Origin of the sequence: Janibacter hoylei PVAS-1, assembly GCF_000297495.1 — a bacterium.
GTDB lineage: Bacteria > Actinomycetota > Actinomycetes > Actinomycetales > Dermatophilaceae > Janibacter > Janibacter hoylei.
Genome location: NZ_ALWX01000004.1, coordinates 1 through 23,871 on the forward strand (window position 1 = coordinate 1; position 23,871 = coordinate 23,871).

The window sequence follows — 23,871 nt, forward strand, 5'->3', positions numbered from 1 at the left end:
CGGAGCGAGCTCGCCTTCACCGCACCGCCGCTCGTGGCGCACGGGGCCGTTCGGACGACGCCGATCTCGACCGGCTCGTCGCGGCTCTGGGGATCACCCGCGCCGACGTCGTCGGACACCAGTGGGTCGACAACGGCCCGGGCTGGGCCGCGGTGCGGCTGCGCTCCGCCGAGCAGGTGCGGGCTCTCAAGCCGGACTGGTCGCGCGCCCCCGACGCCAAGGTCGGGGTCATCGGCTGGCACGAGGACGGCGGCGAGCACCTCTACGAGACGCGGGCCTTCGTCCCGGGCCTCGGCGTCGGCGAGGACCCCGTGACCGGCAGCCTCAACGCCGGCATCGCCCAGTGGCTCGCGGGCGAAGGGGAGGTCCCGCACCGCTGGAGCGTCACGCAGGGTGGGTGCATCGGTCGGGCGGGGGGTGCTGTCGCTGACGGCTGCTGACGACGGCGAGGTGCGGGTCGGCGGCGCAGTCGTCTCGCTCGTGGAGGGGACGATCAGGCTCTGAGCCTAGGCTGGGGCCATGCCACGCATCGTCACCGACCAGAAGACCCGAGTCGTCAGCGCCCCGGTGGCGATCATCGTCGCCATCCTCTCCGCCGGCTACATGCTCCCGTGGGCCATCGCGGCCGTGCGCGGCAACCGCAACGCGTGGTCCGTAAACTGGGTCAACCTGCTCCTCGGCTGGACCGTCATCGGCTGGATCATCGCGCTCGTCATGTCGATCAAGGAGCACCGCATCCTCGAGGTGCGCTGACCCTTCGAGACGGCCGCGGGCGGCCTCCTCAGGGACCGGCCCTTCGAGACGGCCGCGGGCGGCCTCATCAGGGACCGGCCCTTCGAGACGGCCGCGGGCGGCCTCCTCAGGGACCAGCCCTTCGAGACGGCCGGCCGCAGACGCCTCGCTCCTCAGGGAGCGTGGGGGCCGAAATGCGGTTGGTGACACCGGGCGGATCGGGGAGGATCCCCCTTCGTGGGACATGTCGACGTCGCCGGTGTCAGGTACGAGCTCTCGGACGGGCGGGTGCTGCTCGACGAGGTCTCCTTCCGCGTCGGTGAGGGGGCCAAGGTCGCGCTCGTCGGGGCCAACGGCGCCGGCAAGACGACGCTGCTGCGCATCGTCACCGGCGAGCTGACCCCGCACGCGGGATCCGTCGCCCGCAGCGGTGGTCTCGGTGTGATGCGCCAGCACGTCGGCGCCGGCCTGGGGGAGGCGCCCACCGTCGCCGACCTGCTCATGTCGGTCTCTCCGCAGCCGGTCCGCGATGCGGCGGCGGAGGTCGACCGGCTCGAGCTGGCCCTCATGGAGACCGAGGACGAGCGCACGCAGATGCGCTACGCCACGGCCCTCACCGACTACGTGGACGCCGGTGGCTACGACCAGGAGGTCGTGTGGGACGTGTGCACGACGGCCGCGCTGGGCGTGCCCTTCGAGCGGTGCAAGTACCGGGAACTGAGCACCCTCTCCGGCGGCGAGCAGAAGCGGCTCGTCCTCGAGTACCTGCTCCGCGGACCCGACGAGGTGCTGCTCCTCGACGAGCCGGACAACTACCTCGACGTCCCCGGCAAGATCTGGATGGAGGAGCAGATCCGGGCCAGCGACAAGACGATCCTCTACATCAGTCACGACCGCGAGCTGCTCGCCAACACCGCCACCCGCGTCGTCACCGTCGAGCTGGGCAGCGCGGGCAACCGCGTGTGGACCCACCCCGGTGGGTTCGGGACCTACCACGAGGCGCGGCAGGAGCGCTTCGCCCGCTTCGAGGAGCTGCGCAAGCGGTGGGACGAGGAGCACGCCAAGCTCAAGGCGCTCGTGCTCATGTACAAGCAAAAAGCCAAGTACAACTCCGACATGGCCACCCGCTACCAGTCGGCGCGGACCCGGCTGGAGCGCTTCGAGGCCGACGGGCCACCCACCGAGCAGCCACGCGAGCAGAGGGTGACGATGCGGCTGCACGGCGGCCGCACCGGCAAGCGCGCCGTCATCTGCGAGCGGCTCGAGCTCACCGGGCTCATGCAGCCCTTCGACCTCGAGGTCTGGTACGGCGAACGGGTCGCGGTGCTCGGCTCCAACGGCTCGGGCAAGTCGCACTTCCTGCGGCTGCTCGCCGCCGGTGGCAGCGACCCCGAGGTGGACAACCTGCCGGTCGGCGAGGCGGTCATCGCGCCCGTGGCGCACACCGGCCGGGCGAGGCTCGGAGCGCGGGTGCGCCCGGGGTGGTTCGTCCAGACCCATGAGCACCCCGAGCTCATCGGCCGCACCCTGCTGGCGATCCTCCACCGCGGCGACGATCACCGGTCGGGCCTGGGCCGCGAGGCGGCCAGCCGGGTCCTCGACCGCTACGAGCTCGCGCACGCGGGGGAGCAGACCTTCGAGTCGCTGTCCGGCGGGCAGCAGGCGCGCTTCCAGATCCTGCTGCTCGAGCTGTCCGGGGCGACGCTCCTCCTGCTCGACGAGCCGACCGACAACCTCGACGTCGAGTCCGCGGAGGCGCTCGAGGAGGGTCTGGCCGCCTTCGAGGGCACGGTCCTCGCGGTGACCCACGACCGGTGGTTCGCGCGCGGCTTCGACCGCTTCCTCGTCTACGGGGCCGACGGTCGGGTGCGCGAGAGCGACGGCCCGGTCTGGGACGAAGGGCGCGTCGCCCGCGGGCGGTGAGCGGCGCGGCCGTGGCGTGGCCCCGGTCGCGCTAGAAACTGGCCAGGTCCGACATCATCTCGGTCGTCAGCCACGAGTCGGGGATGCCGAAGCCGGAGATGAGCGTCCCCGCGTGGGGGCGCAGCTGGCCACACAGCTCGTTGACCCGGGCGACGACCGCCTTGGACTGGCTGGCGCTCAGCCGGCCGTGCTCGATGAACCACGCGCGGTTGGCCTCGACGGTGCTGAAGACGAAGAGGTCGCACACGAGGTTGAGCAGGTCCCGTCCGGGCCCGTCGGGGGCCTCCTCGATCGCGGTGACGAAGGCCTCGAGCGCGATCCGGTCGATGTGCGCGCGGGCCGACTCGAGCAGGTGGTCCTGCGCCTCGTTGAAGACGCGGAAGGAGTCGGCGCCCTCCTCGCCGGCGCGACGCAGGCGCATCGCGAGCGTCTCGGTGAGGTGCGACTCCCGGTCCTCGAAGAAGGCGAGCTGACCGCCGCGGTCCTCGAGGGCGTTGTCGCCGTCCTTGCCCGGCGCGCCGGAGATCAGCCGCTGGATGATCGACCCGCCGATGGTGTGCTCGATGACCGAGGTCGTCACCTGCCGGGCCCCGAAGAGGATCGCGCCACGGGTGTCGAGCTCCTGGAAGTCGCTCTTGTAGTCGGTGAGCATGCCCTTGGCGAGCAGCTGCAGCAGCACCGTGTTGTCGCCCTCGAAGGTCGCGAAGACGTCGGTGTCGGCCTTGAGGTCGGCGAAGCGGTTGAGCGCCATGTAGCCGGCCCCGCCGCACGCCTCGCGGCAGGCCTGGATGGTGTCGTTGGCGTGCTCGGTGGTGATCGCCTTGAGGCCGGCGGCGCGTGCCTCGAGCTCGCGCTGCGACGACTCGTCGGTGATCTCGCCGGTGTTGATGTCGGCGAGCTTGCCGGTCAGCGCGTTTTGCGCGAAGGCCAGCGCGTAGGACTTCGCGAGCCGGGGCAGGAGCTTGCGCTGGTGGGCCCGGTAGTCCATGACGACGACCTCGTGCTCGCCGTCGGGGTAGGTGAACTGCGTGCGCTGCAGTCCGTAGCGCACCGCGAGGGTCAGGGCGCTGCGGGTGGCCGCACCCGCGCCGGCGGCGACCGTCACCCGGCCGCGCACGAGGGTGCCCAGCATGGTGAAGAAGCGCCGGTTGACGCTCTCGATGGGCGAGGAGTAACGGCCCTGGTCGTCGATGTCGCCGTACTTGTTGAGCAGGTTGGCCCGCGGCACACGGACCTGGTCGAACATCAGCCGGCCGTTGTCGACCCCCTTGAGCCCGAGCTTGGCCCCGCAGTCGCCGATCGTCACGCCGGGCATCGGCTGCCCCGCCTCGTCGCGCAGGGGGACGAGGACGCAGTGCACGCCGTGCTGCTCCTCGCCGACGACGAGCTGGGCGAAGACCGCTGCGAGCCGGGCATCGCGCGCGGCACCACCGATGTAGTCCTTGCGGGCGGCGGGCGAAGGGGAGTGGACGACCAGCTCGTCGGTCGCGGGGTCGTAGGTCGCGGTGGTGAGGATCGACTGCACGTCGGAGCCGTGGCCGGTCTCGGTCATCGCGAAGCACCCGGGCAGCGACAGGTCGGCCATGCCGGGCAGGTACTCGCGGTGGTGGCGCTCGGTGCCGAGGTTGGCGATGGCCCCGCCGAAGAGACCGAACTGCACGCCCGCCTTGACGAAGACCGACAGGTCGCCGTGGCCGATCATCTCCAGCCCGGTGACCGAGGCCCCGACGTCACCCGTGCCACCGAGGTCGACCGGCAGGGTCGCCCGGACGAGCTCGCTGTCGGTGAGTGCGGTGACGAGCTCGAGGGTGCGCGCCCGGTGCGCCTCGAGGTCGAGCCGCAGGTCGGGCTCGGCGACCGGGAAGCGCGGGTCCGCGCGCAGCTGCTGCCGGATGGCCTCCCACCGACCGTCGAGGACGGATCGGATCTGCTCGGCGACGGGGTCCTTGGTCTGCTCGGCGCTCATGCTCCGCATGCTCGCAGATGCACGGTCGTCACGGGCACCGGGGCGGGTGCCGAGCGCGTCACGCGGACCCCAAGGGCGTCACGCAGACCTCAGCGCAGCCGCCGGGTCAGGCGTCGCGGGCGGAGTCGAGCAGGTGGGGCACGAGCGGGCCGAGCCGCTCGAATCCCTCACCGACCGTGAGCCCCTCGTCGTGCCGGTGCCGGATGCCCTCGAAGATCGCGGCGACCTTGTACAGGGCGAAGCCGACGTACCAGTCGAGGCCGGAGAGGTCGAGCGTGGAGACCTCGGCGTAGGCCGCGACGAGCTCGCGCCGGTCCGGGTAGCCGGGCACGTCGCCCGGGTGGGCCGCCACGGGGGAGTCCAGCCCACGCATGCCGTCCCACCACACGAGCGTGGAGGCGACGTCGGCCAGGGGGTCGCCCCTCGTCGCCATCTCCCAGTCGAGCACGGCGTCGATCTGGTCGTCGGGGCCGACGACGACGTTGTCGAGCCGGTAGTCGCCGTGCACCAGTCGGGTGCGCTGGGTCGTGGGCAGGCTCCGCCGCAGGCACCGCGCGACGTCCTCGAAGTCCCCCAGCAGCGGCGAGCCGACGGCCGAGACCTGACGCAGCCAGGTGTCGAGCTGGCGGGAGAGGTAGCCGTCGGGCCGGCCGAGGCCGGCGAGCCCCACCTCGTCGGGGACGACCTCGTGGAGGTCGGCGAGGCACCGCATGAGGTGGCGGGCGAGCCGCCCCGGCTCCGGCACCGCGGCGAGCTGCTCCCGATCACGCAGGACCTCCCCTTCGGCGAAGCCCATGACGAAGAAGGGGGTGCCGAGCAGATCCTCGCCCTCCGGCCCCGCGAGGTGCACAGGGCGGGGGACGGGGACGGCGGTGGGGTGGAGCGCCGAGATCATCCGGTGCTCCCGCCCCATGTCGTGCGCCGTCTCGAGCGCTGCCCCGAGCGGGGGCCGACGCAGCACCCAGCGCCGCTGCCCGTCGGTGAGCAGGTAGGTGAGGTTGGACCGTCCCCCGGAGATCAGCGACGCCGTGAGGGGGACGTCGCCGATCTCCGGTACGTGCCGGGCGAGGTACGGCGCCAACCGACGGAGGGGGAGCCCCGGCAGGTCCTCGCCGGCGACGGCGATGGTCGGCTCAGCCACGCAGCTCACGCCGCAGGATCTTGCCGGTCACCGTCTTGGGCAGCTCGTCGAGGACCTCGACCTGACGCGGGTACTTGTAGGCGGCCATGCGCTCCTTGCAGAAGGCGATGATCTCGTCGGGCTCCACCTGTGCGCCCGCCCGGGTGGAGACGAAGGCCTTGACCGTCTCGCCGCGCTTGTCGTCAGGCACGCCGACGACGGCCGCCTCACGGACGGCCGGGTGCTCGGCGAGGACGTCCTCGACCTCGCGCGGCCACACCTTGTAGCCCGAGGCGTTGATCATGTCCTTCTTGCGGTCGACGATGAAGATCCAGCCCTGCTCGTTCATGAAGCCCACGTCGCCGCTGTGCAGGGCACCGCCGGGCAGCGAGGCCCGGGTCTCCTCGGGCTTGTCCCAGTAGCCGGCGACGACCTGCGGGCCCTCGGCCACGATCTCGCCGATCTCGCCGAGCGGCAGGTCCCTCCCTTCGTCGTCCTGGATCCGCACGATCGTCGACGGGACCGGTGCCCCGACGGACAGGGCGCCGGATGCCGGGTCGATCGGCGACTGCACGCCGAAGGGGGTGAGCGTCATCGGGCTCGTCGTCTCGGTCAGGCCGTAGGCGTTGTGGACCTGGCGGCCGGTGACCTCGTGGAAGCGCCGCTCCGCCGTCGGGGAGATGGGCGCGCCACCGGAGTAGACCGTGTCGAGCGAGGCGAAGTGCTCCGGCGTGACGTCGGGGTGGTCGAGCAGTGCGTTGAGCGCGGTGATCGCCCCGATCGTGCACGTCGGCCGGTGGCGCTCGAGGGTGTCGAGCATGACGCCCGGCTCGAAGCGGTAGGCCAGCACGAGCGGCATCGGCGCGAGCAGGCTCAGCGCGATGTGCCCGATGAGTCCGGTGATGTGGAAGAGCGGCGCGATGGCCAGGACCGACCCGCCGGGCGCAAACATCGCGCAGTCGCGGTAGACCATCGCGGTGAAGACGACGTTGCCGTGCGTGTTCATCGCGCCCTTGGGGCGGCCGGTCGTGCCGGACGTGTAGGTGAGGAAGGCGATGTCGTCCGCGCTCGGGCTGACCGGTGGTGGCACCTCGCCGCGGTGGCGCGCGATGAGCTCGGCGAGGTCGCTCGTCCCCTCGTGCCGCGCCCGGCTGCTGCCGGCGAAGAGCCGCTCGTCGGCCTCGGTCTGGTGCTCGAGCTCGCTCGTGGTGAGCACCAGCTGCACGGGGGGAGTCGGGCACGACGTGGCGGGCGACCTCGTCGTAGAGCCCCTCCTGCGACAGCAGGACGCGCGCGCCCGAGTCCTCGAGCAGGTAGCGCAGCTCGCGCTCGCGACTCATCGGGTTGATCGACACGAGCATCCCGCCCGCCTTCCACGCGGCGACCATTGCGATGACGAACTGCGGGATGTTTTGCAGGTACACCGCCAGCCGGTCACCTGCGGCGAAGCCCTCGGCGAGCAGCCCGACGGCCAGGGCGTCACTCATCTCGTCGAGCTCGCGCCGCGAGATCACCCCGTCGAAGTAGCGGATGGCGTCGCCGTTGGGGTCGGTCTGCACGCCGGCGCGAAACATCTCCAGGGCAGAGGTGTGCTCCGGGTCGAGCGTCTCCGGCATCTCGCCGTAGAGCCCCAGCCAGGGCTTGTCGTCGTAGGCACTCATCCACGCCTCACTTGATGACGATCGGGTTGACCGGCGAGCCGGAGCCTTGGTGCACCTTGAGCGGGGCCGCGGCGTAGAAGACGTCGTAGGCGCCGTCCGCGGCGCAGTCGGCGGCGAGGTCCTCGAGGTCGACGATCTCGGTGAAGGCGATGCCGAGGTTGCGCATCAGGGCGTTGTGCAGCGTCAGCGCGACGCCGGTCTCGGGGTCGGTCGTTACCTCGTTGGCGATGGTGTCGGTGACGAGGTTGGGGATCTCCATGTCGGCGAACCACTGGACGAGCTCGGAGCTGTAGATCAGGCCCGGCTCGCAGAAGTCGTCGTAGAAGGCGGCGCCGAGCTCGTGGAAGCGGGCGAGGTAGTTGGTGCGGATGAGGATGATGTCGCGCTTGCGCAGTTCGACGCCCTGTTGCGCGGCGCACGCGAGCAGGTCCTCATGGGTGTAGGTCTCGGCGGAGTCGAGGCTCCCCTTGCCACGGTAGCGGGCCATGTCGAGCAGCACCGCACGGCCGACGACACCGCGCTCGGCGATGGGCTGGACGCTGGCCTTGTCCATCCCGCCGACGGTGGTGCGGGCGTCGTAGCCGTTCCACAGCTTGCCGCCGTACCAGACGTGTCCGAGGGCGTCGTACTGCGTCGACCCCTGGAGGAAGGCCTCGATCTTGTCGTCCGCGTAGTGCAGGCCGCCGGGGAAGACCGGCGCGTCGTCGCCGTCCCAGGTGGACTCGTCGAAGATCTGCGTGCGGGTCGCCGGCTCGCGGCTCGGCCACACCGGATCCCCCTTCGGGTCGCCGATGAGTCGCTGGATCGGGAAGACCTTGCCGCTGCGGATCAGGCCGGCCGCCGCGATCACCTGCTCCGGGCCGAGGTAGTTGAGCGAGCCCACCTCGTCCTCAGGGCCCCACTTGCCCCAGTTGGTGGGAGCGTCCTTGAGCAGGTCGGTCAGGTCGGGCGCAGCGTCGGTCATGGCTCCTCCTTGAGCACAACGGTCTGAACAATCACTTGGTCGATCCGTGATGTGCCTACCGTGCTGGTAGGGCCTCTAGGGTGTCAACGACGATCTTGTTCAGTATCGCTGAACATCTGGGACGAAGGGAGCCGGCCGTGGGCGTGCCCGAGGAACCGTCGCTGCACCGGGTCGCCATGGGCCGCGCGGTCCGTGATCTGCGCACGAGGCGTGGCCTCACCGTGCGTCAGCTCGCCGACCAGCTCGGGGTGAGCATCGGCACCGTCAGCGCCGTCGAAAACGGCCGTGTCGCGACCTCCACCGAGCGTGCTGTCCAACTCGCCGACGTGCTCGGCGTGCGGCCCGAGCGGCTGCTGCAGGGCGTCGCCGAGCCGATCCGCGACGAGCGGTGGCGCGTGACCGCGGGCGAAGGGGAGGCCGCCGGGGCCGGGCACTGGCGCCGCTTCGAGCCGCTCGACCTCGACCCCGCCCTGCGCGGCGCGCTCGCGTGCTTCCTCGAGCTGGGTTACCACGGCTCGACGATGCGGGGAGTCGCCGAGCGCGCCGGGCTGTCGGTCGCCGGCCTGTACCACTACTCCTCCTCCAAGCAGCAGCTGCTCGTGTCACTCCTCGACCGCACCATGGACGACCTGACCCGTCGCACCTCCGCAGCGCAGGCCGAGGCGGAGGACCCGTGGACCCGGTTCGCCCGGCTCGTCGAGTGCCAGGCGCTCTTCCACAGCCACCGGCGCGAGCTCGGCTTCATCGGGGCGACCGAGATGCGCAGCCTCGCCGGCCCGGCCCGGGCGCGCATCGCGCGGGTCCGTCGGGAGGAGCAGGCGCGCATCGACGACGAGGTGCGGGCCGCTTGCCGGGCTGGGGCCTTCGCCACGCCGCTGCCGCACGAGGCCGCCCGCGCGGTCGTGACGATGTGCACGGCCATCCCGCAGTGGTACCGGCACGAGGGTGACTCCACGCCCGAGCAGGTCGCGCAGTGGTACGTCGACTTCGCCCTCGACCTCGTGCGCTGCGACCCGGCGCTCCGGCCCGGGGTCGCCCTGACGTAGGGCATCGGGACAGGGGACGCACGTGCGGAGTCAAAGACGTCCCGCGTGTCGGGGCGCGCGGGCTGTCTCTGAGCTGCCCGCTCGGAGACGACTCAGACCTCGACGGGCTCACGTTCCCGATCGGTCGCCGGCAGTCGCGAGAGGGCGATCGCCGCGAGCAGTGCCGACCCGGCACACACGCCCCACACGGTGAGGTAGCCCGACATCGGGGCGTGCCCCGCGGCCGGGTCGGAGATGCTGCCGGTGGAGGCGAGGGCGACGGCGAAGATCGCCGAGGCGATGCAGCCGCCCACGGTCTTGGTCGCATTGGTCAGCCCCGCTGCCTCGGCGGTGCCGCCGTGGGCGGCGACCGCGGCCGCTGCGGCCGGCAGGGAGGCGACGAGGGCCCCCGAGCCCAGGCCGGCCACCCCCATGGCGAGCATCGTGTGCGCCAGGGCGGTGTGGAGCGGCAGGAAGGTCGCGTAACCGAGGGCGACGAGCCCGGCGGCGCCGACGAGCATCCACCGGACTCCCACCCAGCGTGCCGCGACGGGGGAGAGCAGCGCCCCGACCGCCATGCACGCGACGTAGAGGCCGATGAGGTTGGCGATCGCACCGGCGTCGACACCGAGCCCGTAGCCCACCTCCGCCGGGTCGGTCCGGGCGAAGGTCGACAGGGGGATCTGCGCACCAAGCACACTCATGCCGAAGAGGGCCGCGGCCAGCTGCACCGGCCACATGCCCGGCGCAGCCAGGGCCCGCACGTCGACGAGCGGCGAGTCGGCCCGCGACTCGACGCGGACGAAGGCCCACATGACGAGGCATCCCCCGATGACGAGTGCCCACGCGAGCCCGCTCGTCAGACCCTGCAGCCGGATGACGACCAGACCGCCGAGCACGAGGAGCAGCCCGCTCGAGAGCAGGGCGGTGCCGGCGAGGTCGAGCCGGCCGGTGGCCGGCGCCGACTCGTCGCGCACGCCGAGGACGATCGCCACGAGCGCCAGGGTGGTCGCCGCCGCCGGGACGGCGAGCAACCCGGTCATCCCGATCACGGGCTGGAGCGCGCCCGCCCCGAGCGCACCGATGATGACGCCGACCTCGAGGGCGAGCACGAGCAGCGCGGCCCCTCGACGCACCAGGGCGGGTTGGTCGGGGCGGTCGCGCGTGCGCTCGTGGAGGATGGCGATCTCCATCGGCAGCCACACGGTGTAGGCGCCCTGGATCGCCCAGCCGACGAGGAAGGTCCAGAAGCCCGGGGCGAGTGCGACGAGCCAGCCGCCGATGGCCGTGATGAGCGTCGCGACGATGAGCACCCGTCGGTGACCGTGCAGGTCGCCGAGGCGGGAGAGCACGGGTACGGCGAGGGCCGCGACGATGAGCTGGGCCGCCTCGAACCAGTTGACGTCGCCGTCGGGGATCGCGAGGTGGTCGGCGATGTCGGAGTAGATCGGCGTGTAGTACCCCTGCAGGACGCCGGAGGCGATCTCGACCGCCGCGAGGAAGCCGACGATCCGCCAGATGGCCGGGCTCATCCGGCCACCGCCGCAGCGACGGACTCGTGGGTGAGACCGTCGAGCAGGGTGCGGTACCACCGCACCCCGTCGAGGAAGTCCTGCACGCCCAGACGTTCGTCGTAGCTGTGGATCGACTCGCGCTGCTCGGCGCTCATCCGGAAGGGGGCGAAGCGGTAGACGCGCGGGCAGATCGTCGTGAAGTGCCGGGCATCGGTCGCCGCGTACATGACGTACGGCACGGGGACGGCCTCGGGGAAGACCGTCGTCACCGTCCGCTCGAGCAGGGCGAAGGCGGGGTCGTCCGTCGGGGAGAGCGGGCTCGGCTCGTGCGCTTCGGCGACCTCGACATCGATGGTCCGACCGACGACGCGGCGGATGCGCTCGGTCGCCGCCGCGGTCGTCTCGCCGACGGCGATGCGCAGGTTGAGCCCGGCGACGACGGAGGTCGGGTTGACGTTGATCGCCGGCGAGCCGCTGAGCGTCGTCACGGCGACCGTCGTCCGCGCGAGGGCAGCGGCCTCGGGGCCTGCCGCCACGAGGACGCGTGCGAGGAGCGAGGGGGGCGCGCTCCGCGCGAGCCACGACCGGCCGCAGTGCGCGCGGCAGGTGCGGCACCAGGCGCCCGAGCATCTCGAGCGTCGCGGGGGGAGACGTGCGCGGGGAAGGGGTGGCGCTCCAGTCGGGTGATGGCCGCGGCGATGCGGGCGGCGGGTCCCCCCCTTCGCCGGTCGTGAGGCGTGGCCGCCGCGGCCACTGGCGGTGAGTCGAAGGGAGAGCACCCCCTTTTCGGATACGCCGACGACGCCCAGGGAGCGGGTCACGCCGGGGAAGGCGTCGGAGGCGACGGCACCCCCTTCGTCGAGCACGAACCACGGCCGCACCCCGCGCTCGCGGAGCAGCTCGACCGCGGCGAGCGCGCACGTGCCCATGACCTCCTCGTCGCTGCCGAAGGAGAGCCACACGTCGCGTGCCGGGGCCAGGCCCTCGGCGAGGAGGGACTCGACCGCTGCCATGACTGCGACGAGCTGGCCCTTGTCGTCGAGCGTGCCGCGCCCCCAGATCATGCCGTCGACGACCTCGGCAGCCAGCGGCGGGTGGGTCCACAGCGACTCGTCACCGATGGGCACGACGTCCATGTGGGCCATGAGGACCACGGGGTCGGCGTCGCAGGTCGGGGAGCCGGGGTCGGCCGGGACCCGGATCAGTAGCCCGTGGGGAGGAACGTCGACGACCTCCCCGGCCTCGTGCACCCGCGGGAAGTGCCGGCGGAGCACCGCGTGCAGCTCGACGAAGGGGGCCGGGTCTGTCCGGTCCGGGTCGTCCGAGGCGACGGTGTGGAGTCGCAGGACCTCCCTGAGGGCGGTGACGGACGGTGCCTCGGTGGTCGCCATGGCCCGACCCTACCCACGCCGGGCGTCAGGAGGAGGGGCGTTTCCAGGCGATCTTCGTGCCCGACCAGGCGAGGTCGGTGAGCCGCTCGGTCAGCTCGCCGCGAGTGAGGTCACCGGCGAGCCCGGCGAGCCAGGCATCGGCGCCGGCCCGCACGAGCCCGACGAGGGAGTGGCCCCACAGGCGGGCGGGGGCCGGGTCGTTGCCGCGGTCGACGAGCGCCGCGGAGATGAGGTCGCTGATCTGGCCGGCGATCTTGCCGGTGGCGGTGGCGACGGCCTCCGCCGCATTGCCGGACCGGTCGGAGACGACGATGGGTGCGGAGACGATGAAGCGGTAGAGCTCGGGGTCGCGCTCGACGAGCTGGAGGTAGGCGTCGATGGCCGCGCGGACGACGGAGCGGGGGTCGACGTCGAGGGCGCTCAGGCCCGTGCGCTTGGTGTTTTCGCCCAGGACCTTGCCGATGTCGCGCAGGATCAGCTCGTCGACCCGCTCGGCGACGGCCTGGTAGAGGCCGTGACGGTCGCTGAAGTGGCGGTAGAAGACGGTCTTGGAGGTGCCGGCCTCCGCGGCGAGCTCGTCCATGCCGACGGAAGCGCCCCGCGCGCGGATCGTGCGGATCGCGGACTCGACGAGCGTGCGTCGTCGCTCCTGTCGATGCGCCTCCCAGCGGGAGCTGCGGCCGTCGGTGGTGGTGCTCACAGGACGGACGGTAGCAGGTACCGCGAGTACCTGCTACCGTCCGTATCGTATAAGTGCACACTCGGGGGCGCCGGCATCCGCCCGGACCGTCCCGACTCCAACACTCACGACCAGGAGACCTGTGGTGGCTAACAACCTGCCGCGTCGCGCCGCCGTCCTCGGTGGCAACCGCATCCCCTTCGCCCGTCAGTTCGGCGCCTACGCCGAGGCGTCCAACCAGGACATGTTCACCGCTGCCCTCGACGGGCTCGTCGCGCGCTACAACCTCGGCGGCAAGCACATCGACGAGGTTGCCGGCGGTGCCGTCATCAAGCACTCCCGCGACTTCAACCTCGTCCGTGAGGCCGTCCTCGGCTCCGCGCTGGCCCCGACGAGCTCCGCCTACGACCTGCAGCAGGCCTGCGGCACCGGCCTCGAGACCGCGATCCTCGTCTCCAACAAGATCAAGCTCGGCCAGATCGAGTCCGGCATCGCCGGTGGCGTCGACACCGCCTCCGACGCCCCGATCACCGTCACCGAGTCCCTGCGCAAGAAGCTGCTCAAGGTCAACCGCGCGAAGGGCGGCAAGGCGCAGGCCCTCGCCCTCACCAAGATCCGTCCGACGGACTTCGGCATCGCGACCCCGGCCAACGTCGAGCCGCGCACCGGCCTGTCGATGGGTGACCACATGGCCATCACGGCCAAGAAGTGGGGCATCACCCGCGAGGCGCAGGACGAGCTGGCGATGAAGAGCCACCACAACCTGGCCCGCTCCTACGACGAGGGCTTCCAGGACGACCTCGTCACGAGCTTCATGGGTCTGGCCAAGGACCAGAACATGCGGGCCGACTCCTCGATGGAAAAGCTCGCGAAGCTCAAGCCGGTCTTCGGCAAGGGCGATGACGCGACGATGACCGCCGGCAACTCCACGCCCCTGACCGACGGCGCCTCCGTCGTCCTCCTCGGCTCCGAGGAGTGGGCCGCCGAGCAGGGCCTCACCCCGCTCGCGTGGTTCGTCGACGGCCAGGCCGCGGCGGTCGACTACGTCCACGGTGCCGAGGGTCTGCTCATGGCCCCGGCCTACGCCATCCCGCGCATGCTCGAGCGCAACGGCCTGACGCTGCAGGACTTCGACTACTACGAGATCCACGAGGCCTTCGCCGCGACCGTGCTGTCCACCCTCAAGGCGTGGGAGGACGAGGACTTCTGCCGCGAGAAGCTCGGCCGCGACGCCCCGCTCGGGTCGATCGACCGCGACAAGCTCAACGTCAACGGCTCCTCGCTCGCCGCGGGCCACCCCTTCGCCGCCACCGGTGGCCGCATCGTCGCCGCGCTGTCGAAGATGCTCCACGCCAAGGGTCCGGGCAGCCGCGGCCTGATCTCCATCTGCGCCGCGGGTGGACAGGGCGTCGTGGCCATCCTCGAAGGCGCCTGAGCCTTCCACCGACACACCTCCTAGGAGACATCACATGGGATTCGAGTACGGCAAGTTCGTCAGCTCCGGCCTGGGCAAGCAGATCGCCAACACCCTCGGCCTGCCCCGCCCGACGACACTGCGTCGTCACAAGGCCGGTGGCTCGCTCATCAACGGCGCGGTGCTGCTCGCCGGTCACGGTGACGCCCCCGTCGCGGCGCTGCTCACCGAGGCCCTCTCGGCCGACGGCGTCCAGATCGCGACCTCCCCGTCGACCTCGGTCGCGGGCGTCGTCGTCGACATGACCCAGGCGGCCACCCCGGCCGACCTCGAGACGCTGCGCGGCATCCTCGCCCCGGCGCTGAAGACGCTGGCCCCGACCGGTCGCGTCATCGTCATCGGCCGCCCGGTCGAGGAGACCGAGGACGTCGCCGAGGCCGCGGCCCGCCGCGCCCTCGAGGGCATCGTCCGGTCGGTCGGCAAGGAGATGCGCGCGGGTGGCACGGCCAACCTCGTCTACGTCTCCGAGGGCGCCGACGCCAACGTCGAGGCGACGATCCGCTTCTTCCTCTCCGGCCGCTCGGCCTACGTCTCGGCGCAGGTCGTGCACGTCGGTGACGCCGTCGCCGACATCGACGTGCCCGAGAGCTGGGACGCCCCGCTCGCCGGCAAGGTCGCCGTCGTCACCGGTGCCGCTCGCGGCATCGGCGCGGCCATCGCCGAGGTGCTCGCCCGCGACGGCGCGACCGTCGTGTGCGTCGACATCCCGGCTGCCGGTGGCCCGCTCTCCGCGGTCGCCAACAAGCTCGGGGGCTCGGCCCTCCAGGTCGACGTCACCGCCGAGGACGCGGGCGCCAAGATCGTCGAGCACGCGCGCTCGCTGCACGGCGGCTTCGACATCGTCGTGCACAACGCCGGCATCACCCGCGACAAGCTCCTCGTCAACACCGACGCGGACCGTTGGGGCTCGGTGCTCAACGTCAACCTGCTGTCGATCCTCAAGATGAACGAGGCGCTCGTCCCGGCCATCAACGAGGGCGGGCACATCGTCAACGTCGCCTCGATCGCCGGCATCGCGGGCAACCGCGGTCAGGCCAACTACGCGGCGAGCAAGGCCGGCGTCATCGGCATGACCTCGAGCCTGGCCAAGGACCCGCAGGTCCTCGCCAAGGGCATCACGGTCAACGCCGTGGCCCCGGGCTTCATCGAGACCGAGATGACCGCCAAGATCCCGCTCGCCACCCGCGAGATCGGTCGCCTGACCAACTCCCTGTCGCAGGGCGGTCAGCCGATCGACGTGGCCGAGACGATCGGCTGGTTCTCCTGGGACGCCAACCGCGCCGTCACGGGCAACACCGTGCGGGTCTGCGGCCAGATGATCCTGGGCGCCTGATGTCGGTCACGACCGTCAAGAGCATCCCGGCGCTCGGGCCGATCTACGCCAAGGCGGCACTGCCGGGCAAGGGTGGCGGCAGCTCGCTGCCGGACGTCACCCTGCGCCTGGAGGGGCACGCGATCGACCGCTCGGACCTGCTGGAGTACCAGCGGATCTGCGGCTTCAACAACAGCGACGTCCTGCCGCACACCTACCCGCACGTCGTGGGCTTCCCGCTCCAGATGCAGCTGATGTCCGGCAAGGGCTTCCCCCTGCCGCTCATGGGTCTGGTGCACGTCGAAAACGTCATCACGGTCCACCGTGAGATCCGCTTCGACGAGGCCCTCGACATCACCGTGCGTGCCGAGGCCCTGCGGCCCCACCCCAAGGGCAAGGTCGTCGACCTCGTCACCGAGGTGGACGTCGAGGGCGAGCGGGTCTGGGAGGGGCGCTCGACCTACCTCGCCCGTGGCAAGGGTGACGCCGACGCCGAGCGGGGGGCCCAGCCCCCGGCGATCCCGACCGGTCAGGCCGCCGCCACGTGGAGCCTGCCGGCCAACCTCGGGCGCACCTACGGGCTCGCCTCCGGCGACATCAACCCGATCCACATGAGCGGGCTGACGGCCAAGGCGATGGGTTTCCCGTCGGCGATCGCCCACGGGATGTGGACCTATGCCCGGGTCCTGGGCGCCATTGGTCCGCGTACCAGCGGCCCGTGCACGAGCCACGTGTGGTTCAAGAAGCCGGTGCTCCTGCCGGCCAAGGTCGACTTCGTCATCGACACCGATGGTGCGGAGACGGTCGCCGGGCTGCGCAGCACGCGCAAGCCGGAGATCGAGCACCTCGTGCTCACCCTCGTCTGACGAGTCGTCGACACGATGGCCCGCACCCTCGACCGGGGTGCGGGCCATCGTGCGTCCCGTGCCGTCTCGCGTCGCGTGCCGGCGGCCTCCCCGGACGATCCGTGCGAGACGATGGGGGCATGACGTCCCCGCCGCTGCCGCCACCCCCGCAGGTCCAGCAGTTCCAGCAGCCCGTGCCGGGACCCGGCCGCGGGACGATCGCCTGGGCGATGGGCCTGGCCGTCCTCATGTGCCTGCCCTTCGTCGGCAGCGTGCTCGCGAGCGTCCTCATGATCACCGTCGGCCTGTCCCTGCGGTCGAAGGGAGGGCTCGCCGCGCGCAACGGTGTCCATGCGGCCAACTGGGGTCTGACCTACCTCGTCCTCACGGTCGTCCTCGTCGGTACGCACTTCGGGCTGCTCTGGTACCTCACCGCCGACGACCCCGACGGGATCGAGGGCTTCTTCCCCTTCGGCCTCATCATCACGGCCTGGGCCCTGGTCTCGCTCTGGCACCTCGTGCTGTGCACGTGGGGCATCGTCGCGAGCGGTCAGGGGCGTGAGCTGCGCGGCACCGGCCTGCCCGTCTGGCGTGCCTCAGCCTGAGGACCGCAGGGTCCGGGTGCGGTCGCGCAGCCAGGCGTAGGAGTCCTTGGGGACCCGCTCCTGGTCGGCGCCGACGTGGACGAGGCCGAAGCGCTGCGTGTAGCCCTCGGCCCACTCGAAGTTGTCGAGCAGCGACCACACGAAGTAGCCCCGGACGTCGACTCCCGCATCGATCGCGGCGGCGACGGCCTCCAAGTGCCGGTCGAGGTATCGGATGCGCGCCTCGTCGTGGACGGTGCCGTCCTCGACGACGTCGTCGGTCGAGCACCCCGACTCGGTGACGTGCACGGGTGGCAGGCGGTCGCCGTAGCGGTCCCGCAGCTGGACGAGCACCTCGGTCAGTCCCTCGGGGGCGACCGGCCAGCCGAAGGCCGTGTACTCGTCCGCCGCCATCGGCACGACGTCGAAGGGGATGCCCTCCGGCACGCTCAGCTGCGCCTCGAGCCGGGGCGCCGCAGCCCGGGCGGCGACGGTCGCCGGTAATCCGGGTGCCCCGACGAGGGTGGGGTTGTAGTAGTTGACGCCGTAGGCGTCGAGCGGCTCGCTGATGACCGCCAGGTCCTCGGCGACGGGACCGGGCATGCCATCGCCCATGCCGTTGGGGTACTCGCCGAGCAGGATCGGCTCGGCGAAGGCGCGGTTGTGGATCGTGTCGTAGAGCGCGGCGGCGGCGACGTCCTCGTCGGCATCGCCCACCGCGTGCACGGGCGTGTGGTTGTTGGCGGTCCCGACAGCGCGCGCCCCCGCGGCCCGCAGCGCCCGGGTGGCCAGGCCGTGCCCGAGGAGGAGGTGGTGGCCGGCGGCGAGCGCCTCGAAGCCACGCGACTCACCGGGCGCGTGGATGCCGATCGCATGCCCGAAGAGGGTCGAGACGACCGGCTCGTTGACCGGCATCCACATCGCGACCCGGTCGGCCAGCCGAGCGGCGACGAGAGCGGCGTAGTCGCCGAAGCGCTCGGCGGTCTCGCGGGCCATCCAGCCCCCCCTTCGCCTGGAGGGCCGACGGCAGGTCCCAGTGGTAGAGCGTGGCGAAGGGAGCGACCCCCGCCTCGCACAGGGCGTCGACCGCCCGGTCGTAGAAGTCGAGGCCGACAGGGTTGGCCGCGCCGTCACCCGTCGGCTGGATGCGGGGCCAGGCGATCGAGAAGCGGTAGGCATCGACACCAAGGCCGCGCAGCAGGTCGACGTCCTCGTCCCAGCGGTGGTAGCTGTCGCAGGCGACGGCACCCGACGACCCGTCGGCGATCGCGTCGGGCCGGTCGCAGAAGTCGTCCCAGATGCTGCGGCCACGACCACCGGCGGTCACACCCCCTTCGATCTGGTAGCTGGCGGTCGAGGTGCCGATCACGAGGTCACGGGGCAGGGGCACGGGCTCTCCTAGTCGACGGAGCGGATCTTGCGGATGAGCAGGGCGGCGGCGACACCGATGGCGGCCGCGAGGAGGTAGAGGGTGCGGTAGCCGTCGGCGTGCGTGCCGTGCCTCGCCGACCACGTGATGATCGGGCCGGCGAGTGCGGGCGCGAGGACCTGGGGCAGGGCGTTGGCGATGTTGATGACCCCCAGGTCGCGCGCCCGGTCGCCGGCCCGGGGGGAGGACCTGGGTGATGAGCGCGAAGTCCACGGCGAGGTAGATGCCGTAGCCCACCCCGAGGATCACCGCGCCGACCAGCGCGGCCGGCCACGTCTGGACGAGGGCGAGGAGGACCGCGGCCGACGACATGACGAGGCCGGAGACCATGACGAAGGGCTTGCGTACGCCGAGACGGTCGGACCACATCCCGGCGACGATCGCGGAGACGACGAGGCAGGCGGCGTAGAGCAGGGTGAGCACGAGGACGCCGAGCTCGGGGTCGTCGACACGCACCGCGTCGGTGAGGAAGAAGAGCAGGTACATCGTGCAGATCGAGTTGGCGATCGTCGCGAGGAAGCGGGTGGCCCAGGCCCACGCGAAGTCGGGATGCTGCCGGGGCGAGATCCAGAAGCCCCGGAGGAAGTCCGCGACGCGTGTCGGCGGCAGGTGGCCGCGGGGGAGCGGGCGATCCATCGAGCGCAGGACGAAGGGGGTGACCGCCGCGACGACGAGCACGGCCAGGACGAGGTAGGCGCCGGTGGTGCCGGCGACGAGCGTCGCCACGCCGGTGCCGACGACGATGCCGAGGGTCTGGGTCATGCCGACGACGCCGCTCACGAGACCGCGCTGCTCGACCGGCACGAGGTCGGGCACGGCTGCGGTGAGCGCCGCGAGCGTGCCGTTGAGCCCGGCCTGGACGAGGCACCAGCCGAGCACCATGACGGGCACCGTGTCGGCGAGGGCGAGGACGACGAGCCCGAGCGCGCCGACGACGGTCCCGCCGACGAGCCACGGCACGCGACGGCCCAGCCGCGATGTCGTGCGGTCGCTGAAGGCTCCCGCGAGCGGGTTGGCGAGTGTCGACACCGCGGCGCCGATGCCCGTGACGAGGGAGAGGGTCGCCTCCTTGTGGTCGGGTGTCAGGGCGGCGGCCTGCAGCCCGAGGAGCACCTGGATCGGGCCGAACCAGCCCGGCGCACATCCCGACCCCGGCGAGCCCGAGCCGGGCGATCCACCCTGCGGGGACGGGCGTCGTCGGCTCGGCGAAGGGGTCGTGGCCGTCTGCGTCGACGACCCGTGCGGGCTGCATGGAGCGCATGCTACTCGCCGGTAGCCCCGCTCGGGTAGGTGTGGCTGCCGGTGATCGCCTCGATGACCGCGGCCACCGCGGGCAGGCCCTCGCTGCCGGCGCGGTGGACGAGGTGGTGGCGTCGCCCGAGGGTGACTCGACCGTTCACCTCACGGCTGTGGTGGCTGTCACACCCTGCCGCCATGCTTGGTCCATGGCACACGGAGACATCACGCACATCGACATCCCGGTCAGCGACCCGCAAACAGGAGCGGCCTTCTACGGTGGGCTCTTCGGCTGGCAGATCGCCGAGATCCCCGGCTTCGAGGGCTACCCCATGTGGCAGGCGCCCAACAAGATCAGCGGGGGCGGCCTCGCGCCACGCGGCGACGGCTTCGAGCACCCGCGCTCCTACGTCGAGGTCGACTCGATCGAGGAGGTCCTGGCCCGGGCGACGCAGTCGGGCGGCTCGGTCGTCATGGACAAATCGCCGATCAGCGAGACGAGCTGGTTCGCCGTGATCGCCGACCCTGACGGCAACCACATCGGTCTCTACGAGGGGACGACCGAGGCCTCCTGACCAAGGCTGTCCGGCACGCGTGCCGACGAAGGCCGGCCGGGTTCGGTCCCCGTCCGGCGAGGGGTCCCGGGGCCGTCCGACGAGTGGTGTCCCGGACCCGCTGAGCCCGGGGCGCTCACCCAGGACTGGGCACGGGGGTGACCGCGTCCCCGAGGCGCGCCTCGCCGGGCGTCACGACATCGGCATCGATCCCGAAGGGGACGTCGCGCTCCGCTCGCCCCTGCCCGGCGATCGTGTGGAGGTGGCGTGTGTCGAGGGCGGCGGTGTCCGGGTTGATGTCGACGACCCGGCAGCGGGGGACCGGGCCGCGCACGCGCACGGTCGCGCCACCGACCTGCAGGAATGTCCCCGGCTCCGGGTCCTGCTCGGCGGCGACCGTGAAGGTGGCCCTAAAGCGGGAGTCCTGAGCCTCGCACAGGCGGCGCAGGGCGCCGGTCGTCACGAGGGTCACCGAGCCGCCGTAGACGACCTCGCCCGCCGTGCGGATCCGCGCTAGCCGGACGTGCCGACCGAGGTGGGCCGACAGCTGGTCGGCGTGCGGTGACGTCATGACCTCCAGCCGCGCTGCGCGGTCCCAGTAGCTGCAGGTGCGGACCTCGCCCGTGGGGAGGGGTGCGGCGGTCACCGTGCCCTCGCCCGGGGTGGTCACCGTCAGGTCCGCCCCGTCCCAGGCGGCGGTGACGAGGACCATCGTCGGGTTGTCGACGGTGCGCAGCACCCGGTCGCGGCCGGTCTCCAGCAGGCAGTAGAGGCGGTCGCCGCGCGGTCCCGTCGGGTCGAGATGCACCCGGTCGAGGTCGGTGTGGCGGGCGCCCTTGAGCGGGGTGAGGCCGATGCGGGTCAGGTGCACGCCCGTCAGTGAACCATGTTCAGGACGCGCCAGTACCCCCGACCGGGGTGGTCGGGGGCGGGGCGGGGGTCGCTAGACGTGCCAGGTCACGCCGCGGGCCGTGGCGGTCAGGTCGGGGACGTGGACATGGGTGTGGTGTCGTTCGCAGAGCAGGGCGGCGTTGGCGATGTCGGTGTGTCCACCGCGGGACCAGTGGGTCAGGTGGTGGGCGTCGGTCCACTGGGCGGGCATGGTGCACCCGGGGTAGGTGCACCCGCCGTCGCGCAGGACGAGGAGGCGGCGCTGGCCAGGGGTGAAGTAGCGGGTCGCGCGGCCCAGCTCGAGGGGTTCGCTCTCGGTGCCGAGCATGACGGGGACGATCCCGGCGGCGCAGGCCAGCGCCTCCGACACGTCACCGTCCGGCAGCTGCCACGTCGTGCCCTCGTCCATCACCAGCAGCGCACGCACCGCATCACGCACCCCGGGAAGCACTCCCGGATCGTGGTGGCGCGCCGTCAGCTCTGACATTCCGTTGACCCTATGAGCGACCCCCGACAACGCTCTGCGCGCGACCTCGAGCCCCGGTCCGGACCCTGCCGCGCCAGACGCGGGACCCGCACCGGCCAAGGTCCGCCGGGTACCGCGTAGCCTGCCCGCATGAGCGAGATTCCCCCGCACGCGGGTGGTGCCCCCACCGCGCCCGAGCACGAGGTCGTCCGCATCTGCCGCGACCTGCTGCGCATCGACACGAGCAACTACGGCCCCGGCCAGGACGGGCCGGGGGAGCGCGAGGCCGCGGACTACGTCGTCGCCCAGCTGCGTGAGGTGGGGCTGGACCCGCAGGTCTTCGAGTCCGACCCGGGCCGCACGACCGTCGCCGTGCGCATCGCCGGCGCCGACCGCGACCGCGGGGCGCTGTGCATCCACGGCCACCTCGACGTCGTGCCGGCCCATGCCGAGGACTGGAGCGTCCCTCCCTTCGCCGGGGAGGAACGCGACGGCTGCCTGTGGGGACGCGGCGCCGTCGACATGAAGGACATGGTCGCGATGATGCTCGCCTGCGTCCGCCACCTCGCCCGCACCGGGACGGTGCCGCCGCGTGACCTGCTCTTCGTCTTCTTCGCCGACGAAGAGGCCGGCGGGGTCCTCGGCAGCCAGTTCATGGTCCGCGAGCACCCGGAGGTCTTCGAGGGGGTCACGGAGGCGATCAGCGAGGTCGGCGGGTATAGCGTCACCGTCGAGGACGCGCAGGGGGAGCCCCACCGCGCCTACCTGCTCCAGACCGCGGAGAAGGGCATCGCCTGGCTCAAGCTCGTGGCCCGCGGCACGGCCGGCCACGGGTCGGTCCCGACCTCCGACAACCCGATCGTCCACCTCGCCGAGGCCATCGCCCGGATCGACGCGCACAAGTGGCCCCGCGAGTTCATCGCCAGCGTCCGGGGGCTGCTCGACGGCCTGTCCGAGATCACCGGCGTCGGCTACAGCGACGAGGACGCCGAGGAGCTGCTCGAGCGGATCGGCCCAGCCGCAGGCTTCGTCCGGGGAGCCCTGCAGGACACCGCCAACGTCACGATGCTCGACGCGGGGTACAAGCACAACGTCGTCCCGCAGAGCGCCACGGCATCGCTGGACTGCCGCTTCCTCCCCGGCCACGAGGAGGACCTCATGGCCACGATCCGCGACCTCGCCGGCGAGCACGTCGAGGTCGTCGTCGACCACAAGGACATCTCGCTGGACTCGCCCTTCGCCGGCGACCTCGTCGAGCGGATGCGTGGGGCGCTGCTCGCCGAGGACCCCGAGGCGTCGATCCTGCCCTACTGCCTCTCCGGGGGGACGGACAACAAGGCGCTGTCGACGATGGGCATCGTCGGGTACGGCTTCGCGCCGCTGCGGCTGCCGGCCGACCTCGACTTCGCGCCGATGTTCCACGGCATCGACGAGCGGGTCCCGCTGGAGTCGCTCGAGTTCGGCGCCAAGGTCCTGTGGCGGCTCGTCGGCGACTGCTGACGGTCCGACGTGGCGGCGACGCTCGGCGTCAGCGCAGCGCCGGTGCGCTCAACGTGAGGGCAGCGCCGGCGGGCGCGGTACGCGGATGATCTTGCGACGCAACCAGGCCTTCTGCCGACCACTGATGTACACGACGGTGCGGTGCAGCTCCCAGCGGCCGTACTCGGCGTGGTCGGCCAGCTCCTGGCGGATCGCGGCGCGGCCTGCGCCGCGCGGGAACTGGATGGTGCGGAACTCGTACTCGGGCATCGGTGCCATTGTGGCCCACGGGCGGTAGCGTCATGCCCATGAGCGACCCGCGCCCCGCCCTGAACCAGCTGATCGCCGCCTTCGAACGTCACCTCGAGGCCTCGGCACAGCGCCGTGGTGAGGACGACCCCACCGTCGTGGCGGCCTACGAGGATCTCGCCGACGCCTTCGAGGCCTACGACGACGCCCTGCACGACGCCACCGGCGAGATGACGCCTCTCGTCGTCGTCGACGAGCAGTTCATGGTCGATGACGACGAGTCCGACGACTACGACGACGACGAGGACGAGCAGTCCTACTCCGGCCTCGACGACGAGGACTACGACGCGGACGACGCCCGGCGCTGAGTCGGCCTC

24 protein-coding genes and 1 pseudogene are annotated in these 23,871 nt (G+C 71.9%); 11 read left to right on the forward strand and 14 right to left on the reverse strand.

Going from position 1 to position 23,871, the window contains the following annotated elements; translation table 11 throughout:
- The 3 genes from B277_RS01045 to B277_RS01055 form a co-directional block, all read left to right on the forward strand.
- Window positions 1-440 (forward strand): PhzF family phenazine biosynthesis protein (locus B277_RS01045; RefSeq protein WP_007924187.1); only part of this gene is annotated, 440 nt, incomplete at its 5' end.
- A 79-nt stretch (window positions 441-519) separates the two neighbouring features.
- Window positions 520-753, forward strand: coding sequence for a superinfection immunity protein (locus tag B277_RS01050; RefSeq protein WP_007924188.1), 234 nt, complete (start codon window positions 520-522; stop codon window positions 751-753).
- Window positions 754-969: 216 nt separating this feature from the next.
- Window positions 970-2,655: an ABC-F family ATP-binding cassette domain-containing protein gene (locus tag B277_RS01055; protein WP_007924189.1), complete on the forward strand. Its 1,686-nt coding sequence runs from the start codon at window positions 970-972 to the stop codon at window positions 2,653-2,655.
- Between the two features lie 31 nt (window positions 2,656-2,686).
- Here B277_RS01055 and B277_RS01060 read toward each other — a convergent pair whose 3' ends face one another.
- From B277_RS01060 to B277_RS01075, 5 genes and pseudogenes are all read right to left on the reverse strand, one after another.
- A complete protein-coding gene (locus tag B277_RS01060; protein ID WP_051987791.1) occupies window positions 2,687-4,621 on the reverse strand; it encodes an acyl-CoA dehydrogenase family protein in 1,935 nt (644 codons plus the stop codon).
- A 106-nt stretch (window positions 4,622-4,727) separates the two neighbouring features.
- On the reverse strand, window positions 4,728-5,762 hold the full coding sequence (locus B277_RS01065; RefSeq protein ID WP_007924191.1) for a phosphotransferase family protein: 1,035 nt from the start codon (window positions 5,760-5,762) through the stop codon (window positions 4,728-4,730).
- Complete coding sequence (locus B277_RS19400; protein WP_274517164.1) at window positions 5,755-6,957, reverse strand: class I adenylate-forming enzyme family protein; 1,203 nt, start codon at window positions 6,955-6,957, stop codon at window positions 5,755-5,757. Before B277_RS19400 ends, B277_RS01065 begins: the two co-directional genes overlap by 8 nt.
- 103 nt (window positions 6,958-7,060) lie before the next feature.
- Window positions 7,061-7,402: pseudogene (locus B277_RS19405) on the reverse strand (AMP-binding protein); the annotation flags it as partial.
- A gap of 7 nt (window positions 7,403-7,409) precedes the next feature.
- On the reverse strand, window positions 7,410-8,366 hold the full coding sequence (locus B277_RS01075; protein ID WP_007924193.1) for a cyclase family protein: 957 nt from the start codon (window positions 8,364-8,366) through the stop codon (window positions 7,410-7,412).
- A gap of 137 nt (window positions 8,367-8,503) precedes the next feature.
- Here B277_RS01075 and B277_RS01080 point away from each other — a divergent pair, with 137 nt between their 5' ends.
- Window positions 8,504-9,412 carry a TetR-type transcription factor C-terminal domain-containing protein gene (locus B277_RS01080; protein ID WP_007924195.1) on the forward strand — a complete coding sequence of 303 codons (909 nt, stop codon included), beginning with the start codon at window positions 8,504-8,506 and terminating at the stop codon, window positions 9,410-9,412.
- Window positions 9,413-9,504: 92 nt separating this feature from the next.
- Here B277_RS01080 and B277_RS01085 read toward each other — a convergent pair whose 3' ends face one another.
- From B277_RS01085 to B277_RS01095, 3 genes are read right to left on the reverse strand one after another with little or no spacing between them, the layout of a single operon-like run.
- Window positions 9,505-10,923 (reverse strand): MFS transporter, encoded by a 1,419-nt coding sequence (locus B277_RS01085; RefSeq protein WP_007924196.1) that lies wholly within the window; start codon window positions 10,921-10,923, stop codon window positions 9,505-9,507.
- Window positions 10,920-12,296, reverse strand: coding sequence for a M20/M25/M40 family metallo-hydrolase (locus tag B277_RS01090; RefSeq protein ID WP_007924197.1), 1,377 nt, complete (start codon window positions 12,294-12,296; stop codon window positions 10,920-10,922). The genes B277_RS01085 and B277_RS01090 overlap by 4 nt, the downstream gene beginning before the upstream one ends.
- Before the next feature lie 25 nt (window positions 12,297-12,321).
- Window positions 12,322-12,996 carry a TetR/AcrR family transcriptional regulator gene (locus tag B277_RS01095; protein WP_007924199.1) on the reverse strand — a complete coding sequence of 225 codons (675 nt, stop codon included), beginning with the start codon at window positions 12,994-12,996 and terminating at the stop codon, window positions 12,322-12,324.
- Window positions 12,997-13,120: 124 nt separating this feature from the next.
- Between B277_RS01095 and B277_RS01100 the strand changes: the two genes are divergently transcribed.
- From B277_RS01100 to B277_RS15600, 4 genes are all read left to right on the forward strand, one after another.
- Entirely contained in the window at window positions 13,121-14,410 is a 1,290-nt protein-coding gene (locus B277_RS01100) for an acetyl-CoA C-acetyltransferase (RefSeq protein WP_007924201.1), read from the forward strand.
- A 34-nt stretch (window positions 14,411-14,444) separates the two neighbouring features.
- Window positions 14,445-15,782, forward strand: a complete 1,338-nt coding sequence (locus B277_RS01105; protein ID WP_007924202.1) for a 3-oxoacyl-ACP reductase — start codon at window positions 14,445-14,447, stop codon at window positions 15,780-15,782.
- Window positions 15,782-16,627, forward strand: coding sequence for a MaoC/PaaZ C-terminal domain-containing protein (locus B277_RS01110; RefSeq protein WP_007924203.1), 846 nt, complete (start codon window positions 15,782-15,784; stop codon window positions 16,625-16,627). The genes B277_RS01105 and B277_RS01110 overlap by 1 nt, the downstream gene beginning before the upstream one ends.
- Window positions 16,628-16,746: 119 nt before the next feature.
- Window positions 16,747-17,211 carry a hypothetical protein gene (locus tag B277_RS15600; protein ID WP_007924204.1) on the forward strand — a complete coding sequence of 155 codons (465 nt, stop codon included), beginning with the start codon at window positions 16,747-16,749 and terminating at the stop codon, window positions 17,209-17,211.
- Here B277_RS15600 and B277_RS01120 read toward each other — a convergent pair.
- The 3 genes from B277_RS01120 to B277_RS17215 form a co-directional block, all read right to left on the reverse strand.
- Window positions 17,203-18,129 (reverse strand): family 1 glycosylhydrolase, encoded by a 927-nt coding sequence (locus tag B277_RS01120; protein ID WP_420795257.1) that lies wholly within the window; start codon window positions 18,127-18,129, stop codon window positions 17,203-17,205. The genes B277_RS15600 and B277_RS01120 overlap by 9 nt on opposite strands.
- On the reverse strand, window positions 18,038-19,732 hold the full coding sequence (locus B277_RS01125; RefSeq protein WP_007924208.1) for a family 1 glycosylhydrolase: 1,695 nt from the start codon (window positions 19,730-19,732) through the stop codon (window positions 18,038-18,040). The genes B277_RS01120 and B277_RS01125 overlap by 92 nt, the downstream gene beginning before the upstream one ends.
- 149 nt (window positions 19,733-19,881) lie before the next feature.
- Window positions 19,882-20,019, reverse strand: coding sequence for a hypothetical protein (locus B277_RS17215; protein WP_156811703.1), 138 nt, complete (start codon window positions 20,017-20,019; stop codon window positions 19,882-19,884).
- Between the two features lie 45 nt (window positions 20,020-20,064).
- On the opposite strand from B277_RS17215, the gene B277_RS01130 reads away from it, so the two are divergent.
- Window positions 20,065-20,430 (forward strand): VOC family protein, encoded by a 366-nt coding sequence (locus tag B277_RS01130; RefSeq protein ID WP_007924209.1) that lies wholly within the window; start codon window positions 20,065-20,067, stop codon window positions 20,428-20,430.
- A 115-nt stretch (window positions 20,431-20,545) separates the two neighbouring features.
- Here B277_RS01130 and B277_RS01135 read toward each other — a convergent pair whose 3' ends face one another.
- Together B277_RS01135 and B277_RS01140 are read right to left on the reverse strand one after the other, a co-directional pair.
- A complete protein-coding gene (locus tag B277_RS01135) occupies window positions 20,546-21,280 on the reverse strand; it encodes an MOSC domain-containing protein (RefSeq protein WP_007924211.1) in 735 nt (244 codons plus the stop codon).
- 72 nt (window positions 21,281-21,352) lie between these two features.
- Window positions 21,353-21,787: an HNH endonuclease gene (locus B277_RS01140; protein WP_156811704.1), complete on the reverse strand. Its 435-nt coding sequence runs from the start codon at window positions 21,785-21,787 to the stop codon at window positions 21,353-21,355.
- 129 nt (window positions 21,788-21,916) lie between these two features.
- On the opposite strand from B277_RS01140, the gene B277_RS01145 reads away from it, so the two are divergent.
- Complete coding sequence (locus B277_RS01145; RefSeq protein ID WP_007924215.1) at window positions 21,917-23,266, forward strand: M20/M25/M40 family metallo-hydrolase; 1,350 nt, start codon at window positions 21,917-21,919, stop codon at window positions 23,264-23,266.
- Between the two features lie 48 nt (window positions 23,267-23,314).
- Here B277_RS01145 and B277_RS01150 read toward each other — a convergent pair whose 3' ends face one another.
- The gene (locus B277_RS01150; RefSeq protein WP_202865232.1) at window positions 23,315-23,515 is read right to left on the reverse strand and encodes a DUF5703 family protein; all 201 of its coding nucleotides are present in this window, start codon (window positions 23,513-23,515) and stop codon (window positions 23,315-23,317) included.
- A gap of 38 nt (window positions 23,516-23,553) precedes the next feature.
- On the opposite strand from B277_RS01150, the gene B277_RS01155 reads away from it, so the two are divergent.
- Window positions 23,554-23,862 (forward strand): primosomal protein, encoded by a 309-nt coding sequence (locus B277_RS01155; RefSeq protein ID WP_306511886.1) that lies wholly within the window; start codon window positions 23,554-23,556, stop codon window positions 23,860-23,862.
- The last annotated feature ends 9 nt before the right edge of the window (window positions 23,863-23,871 follow it).

Excerpts from the sequence above, each read along its gene's own strand:
- B277_RS01050 (WP_007924188.1), top strand. The coding sequence starts at position 520 with ATGCCACGCATCGTCACCGACCAGAAGACCCGAGTCGTCAGCGCCCCG.
- B277_RS01060 (WP_051987791.1), bottom strand. The coding sequence starts at position 4,621 with ATGAGCGCCGAGCAGACCAAGGACCCCGTCGCCGAGCAGATCCGATCC.
- B277_RS01075 (WP_007924193.1), bottom strand. The coding sequence starts at position 8,366 with ATGACCGACGCTGCGCCCGACCTGACCGACCTGCTCAAGGACGCTCCC.
- B277_RS01085 (WP_007924196.1), bottom strand. The coding sequence starts at position 10,923 with ATGAGCCCGGCCATCTGGCGGATCGTCGGCTTCCTCGCGGCGGTCGAG.
- B277_RS01090 (WP_007924197.1), bottom strand. The coding sequence starts at position 12,296 with ATGGCGACCACCGAGGCACCGTCCGTCACCGCCCTCAGGGAGGTCCTG.
- B277_RS01105 (WP_007924202.1), top strand. The coding sequence starts at position 14,445 with ATGGGATTCGAGTACGGCAAGTTCGTCAGCTCCGGCCTGGGCAAGCAG.
- B277_RS01110 (WP_007924203.1), top strand. The coding sequence starts at position 15,782 with ATGTCGGTCACGACCGTCAAGAGCATCCCGGCGCTCGGGCCGATCTAC.
- B277_RS15600 (WP_007924204.1), top strand. The coding sequence starts at position 16,747 with ATGACGTCCCCGCCGCTGCCGCCACCCCCGCAGGTCCAGCAGTTCCAG.
- B277_RS01130 (WP_007924209.1), top strand. The coding sequence starts at position 20,065 with ATGGCACACGGAGACATCACGCACATCGACATCCCGGTCAGCGACCCG.
- B277_RS01140 (WP_156811704.1), bottom strand. The coding sequence starts at position 21,787 with ATGTCAGAGCTGACGGCGCGCCACCACGATCCGGGAGTGCTTCCCGGG.
- B277_RS01145 (WP_007924215.1), top strand. The coding sequence starts at position 21,917 with ATGAGCGAGATTCCCCCGCACGCGGGTGGTGCCCCCACCGCGCCCGAG.
- B277_RS01150 (WP_202865232.1), bottom strand. The coding sequence starts at position 23,515 with ATGCCCGAGTACGAGTTCCGCACCATCCAGTTCCCGCGCGGCGCAGGC.
- B277_RS01155 (WP_306511886.1), top strand. The coding sequence starts at position 23,554 with ATGAGCGACCCGCGCCCCGCCCTGAACCAGCTGATCGCCGCCTTCGAA.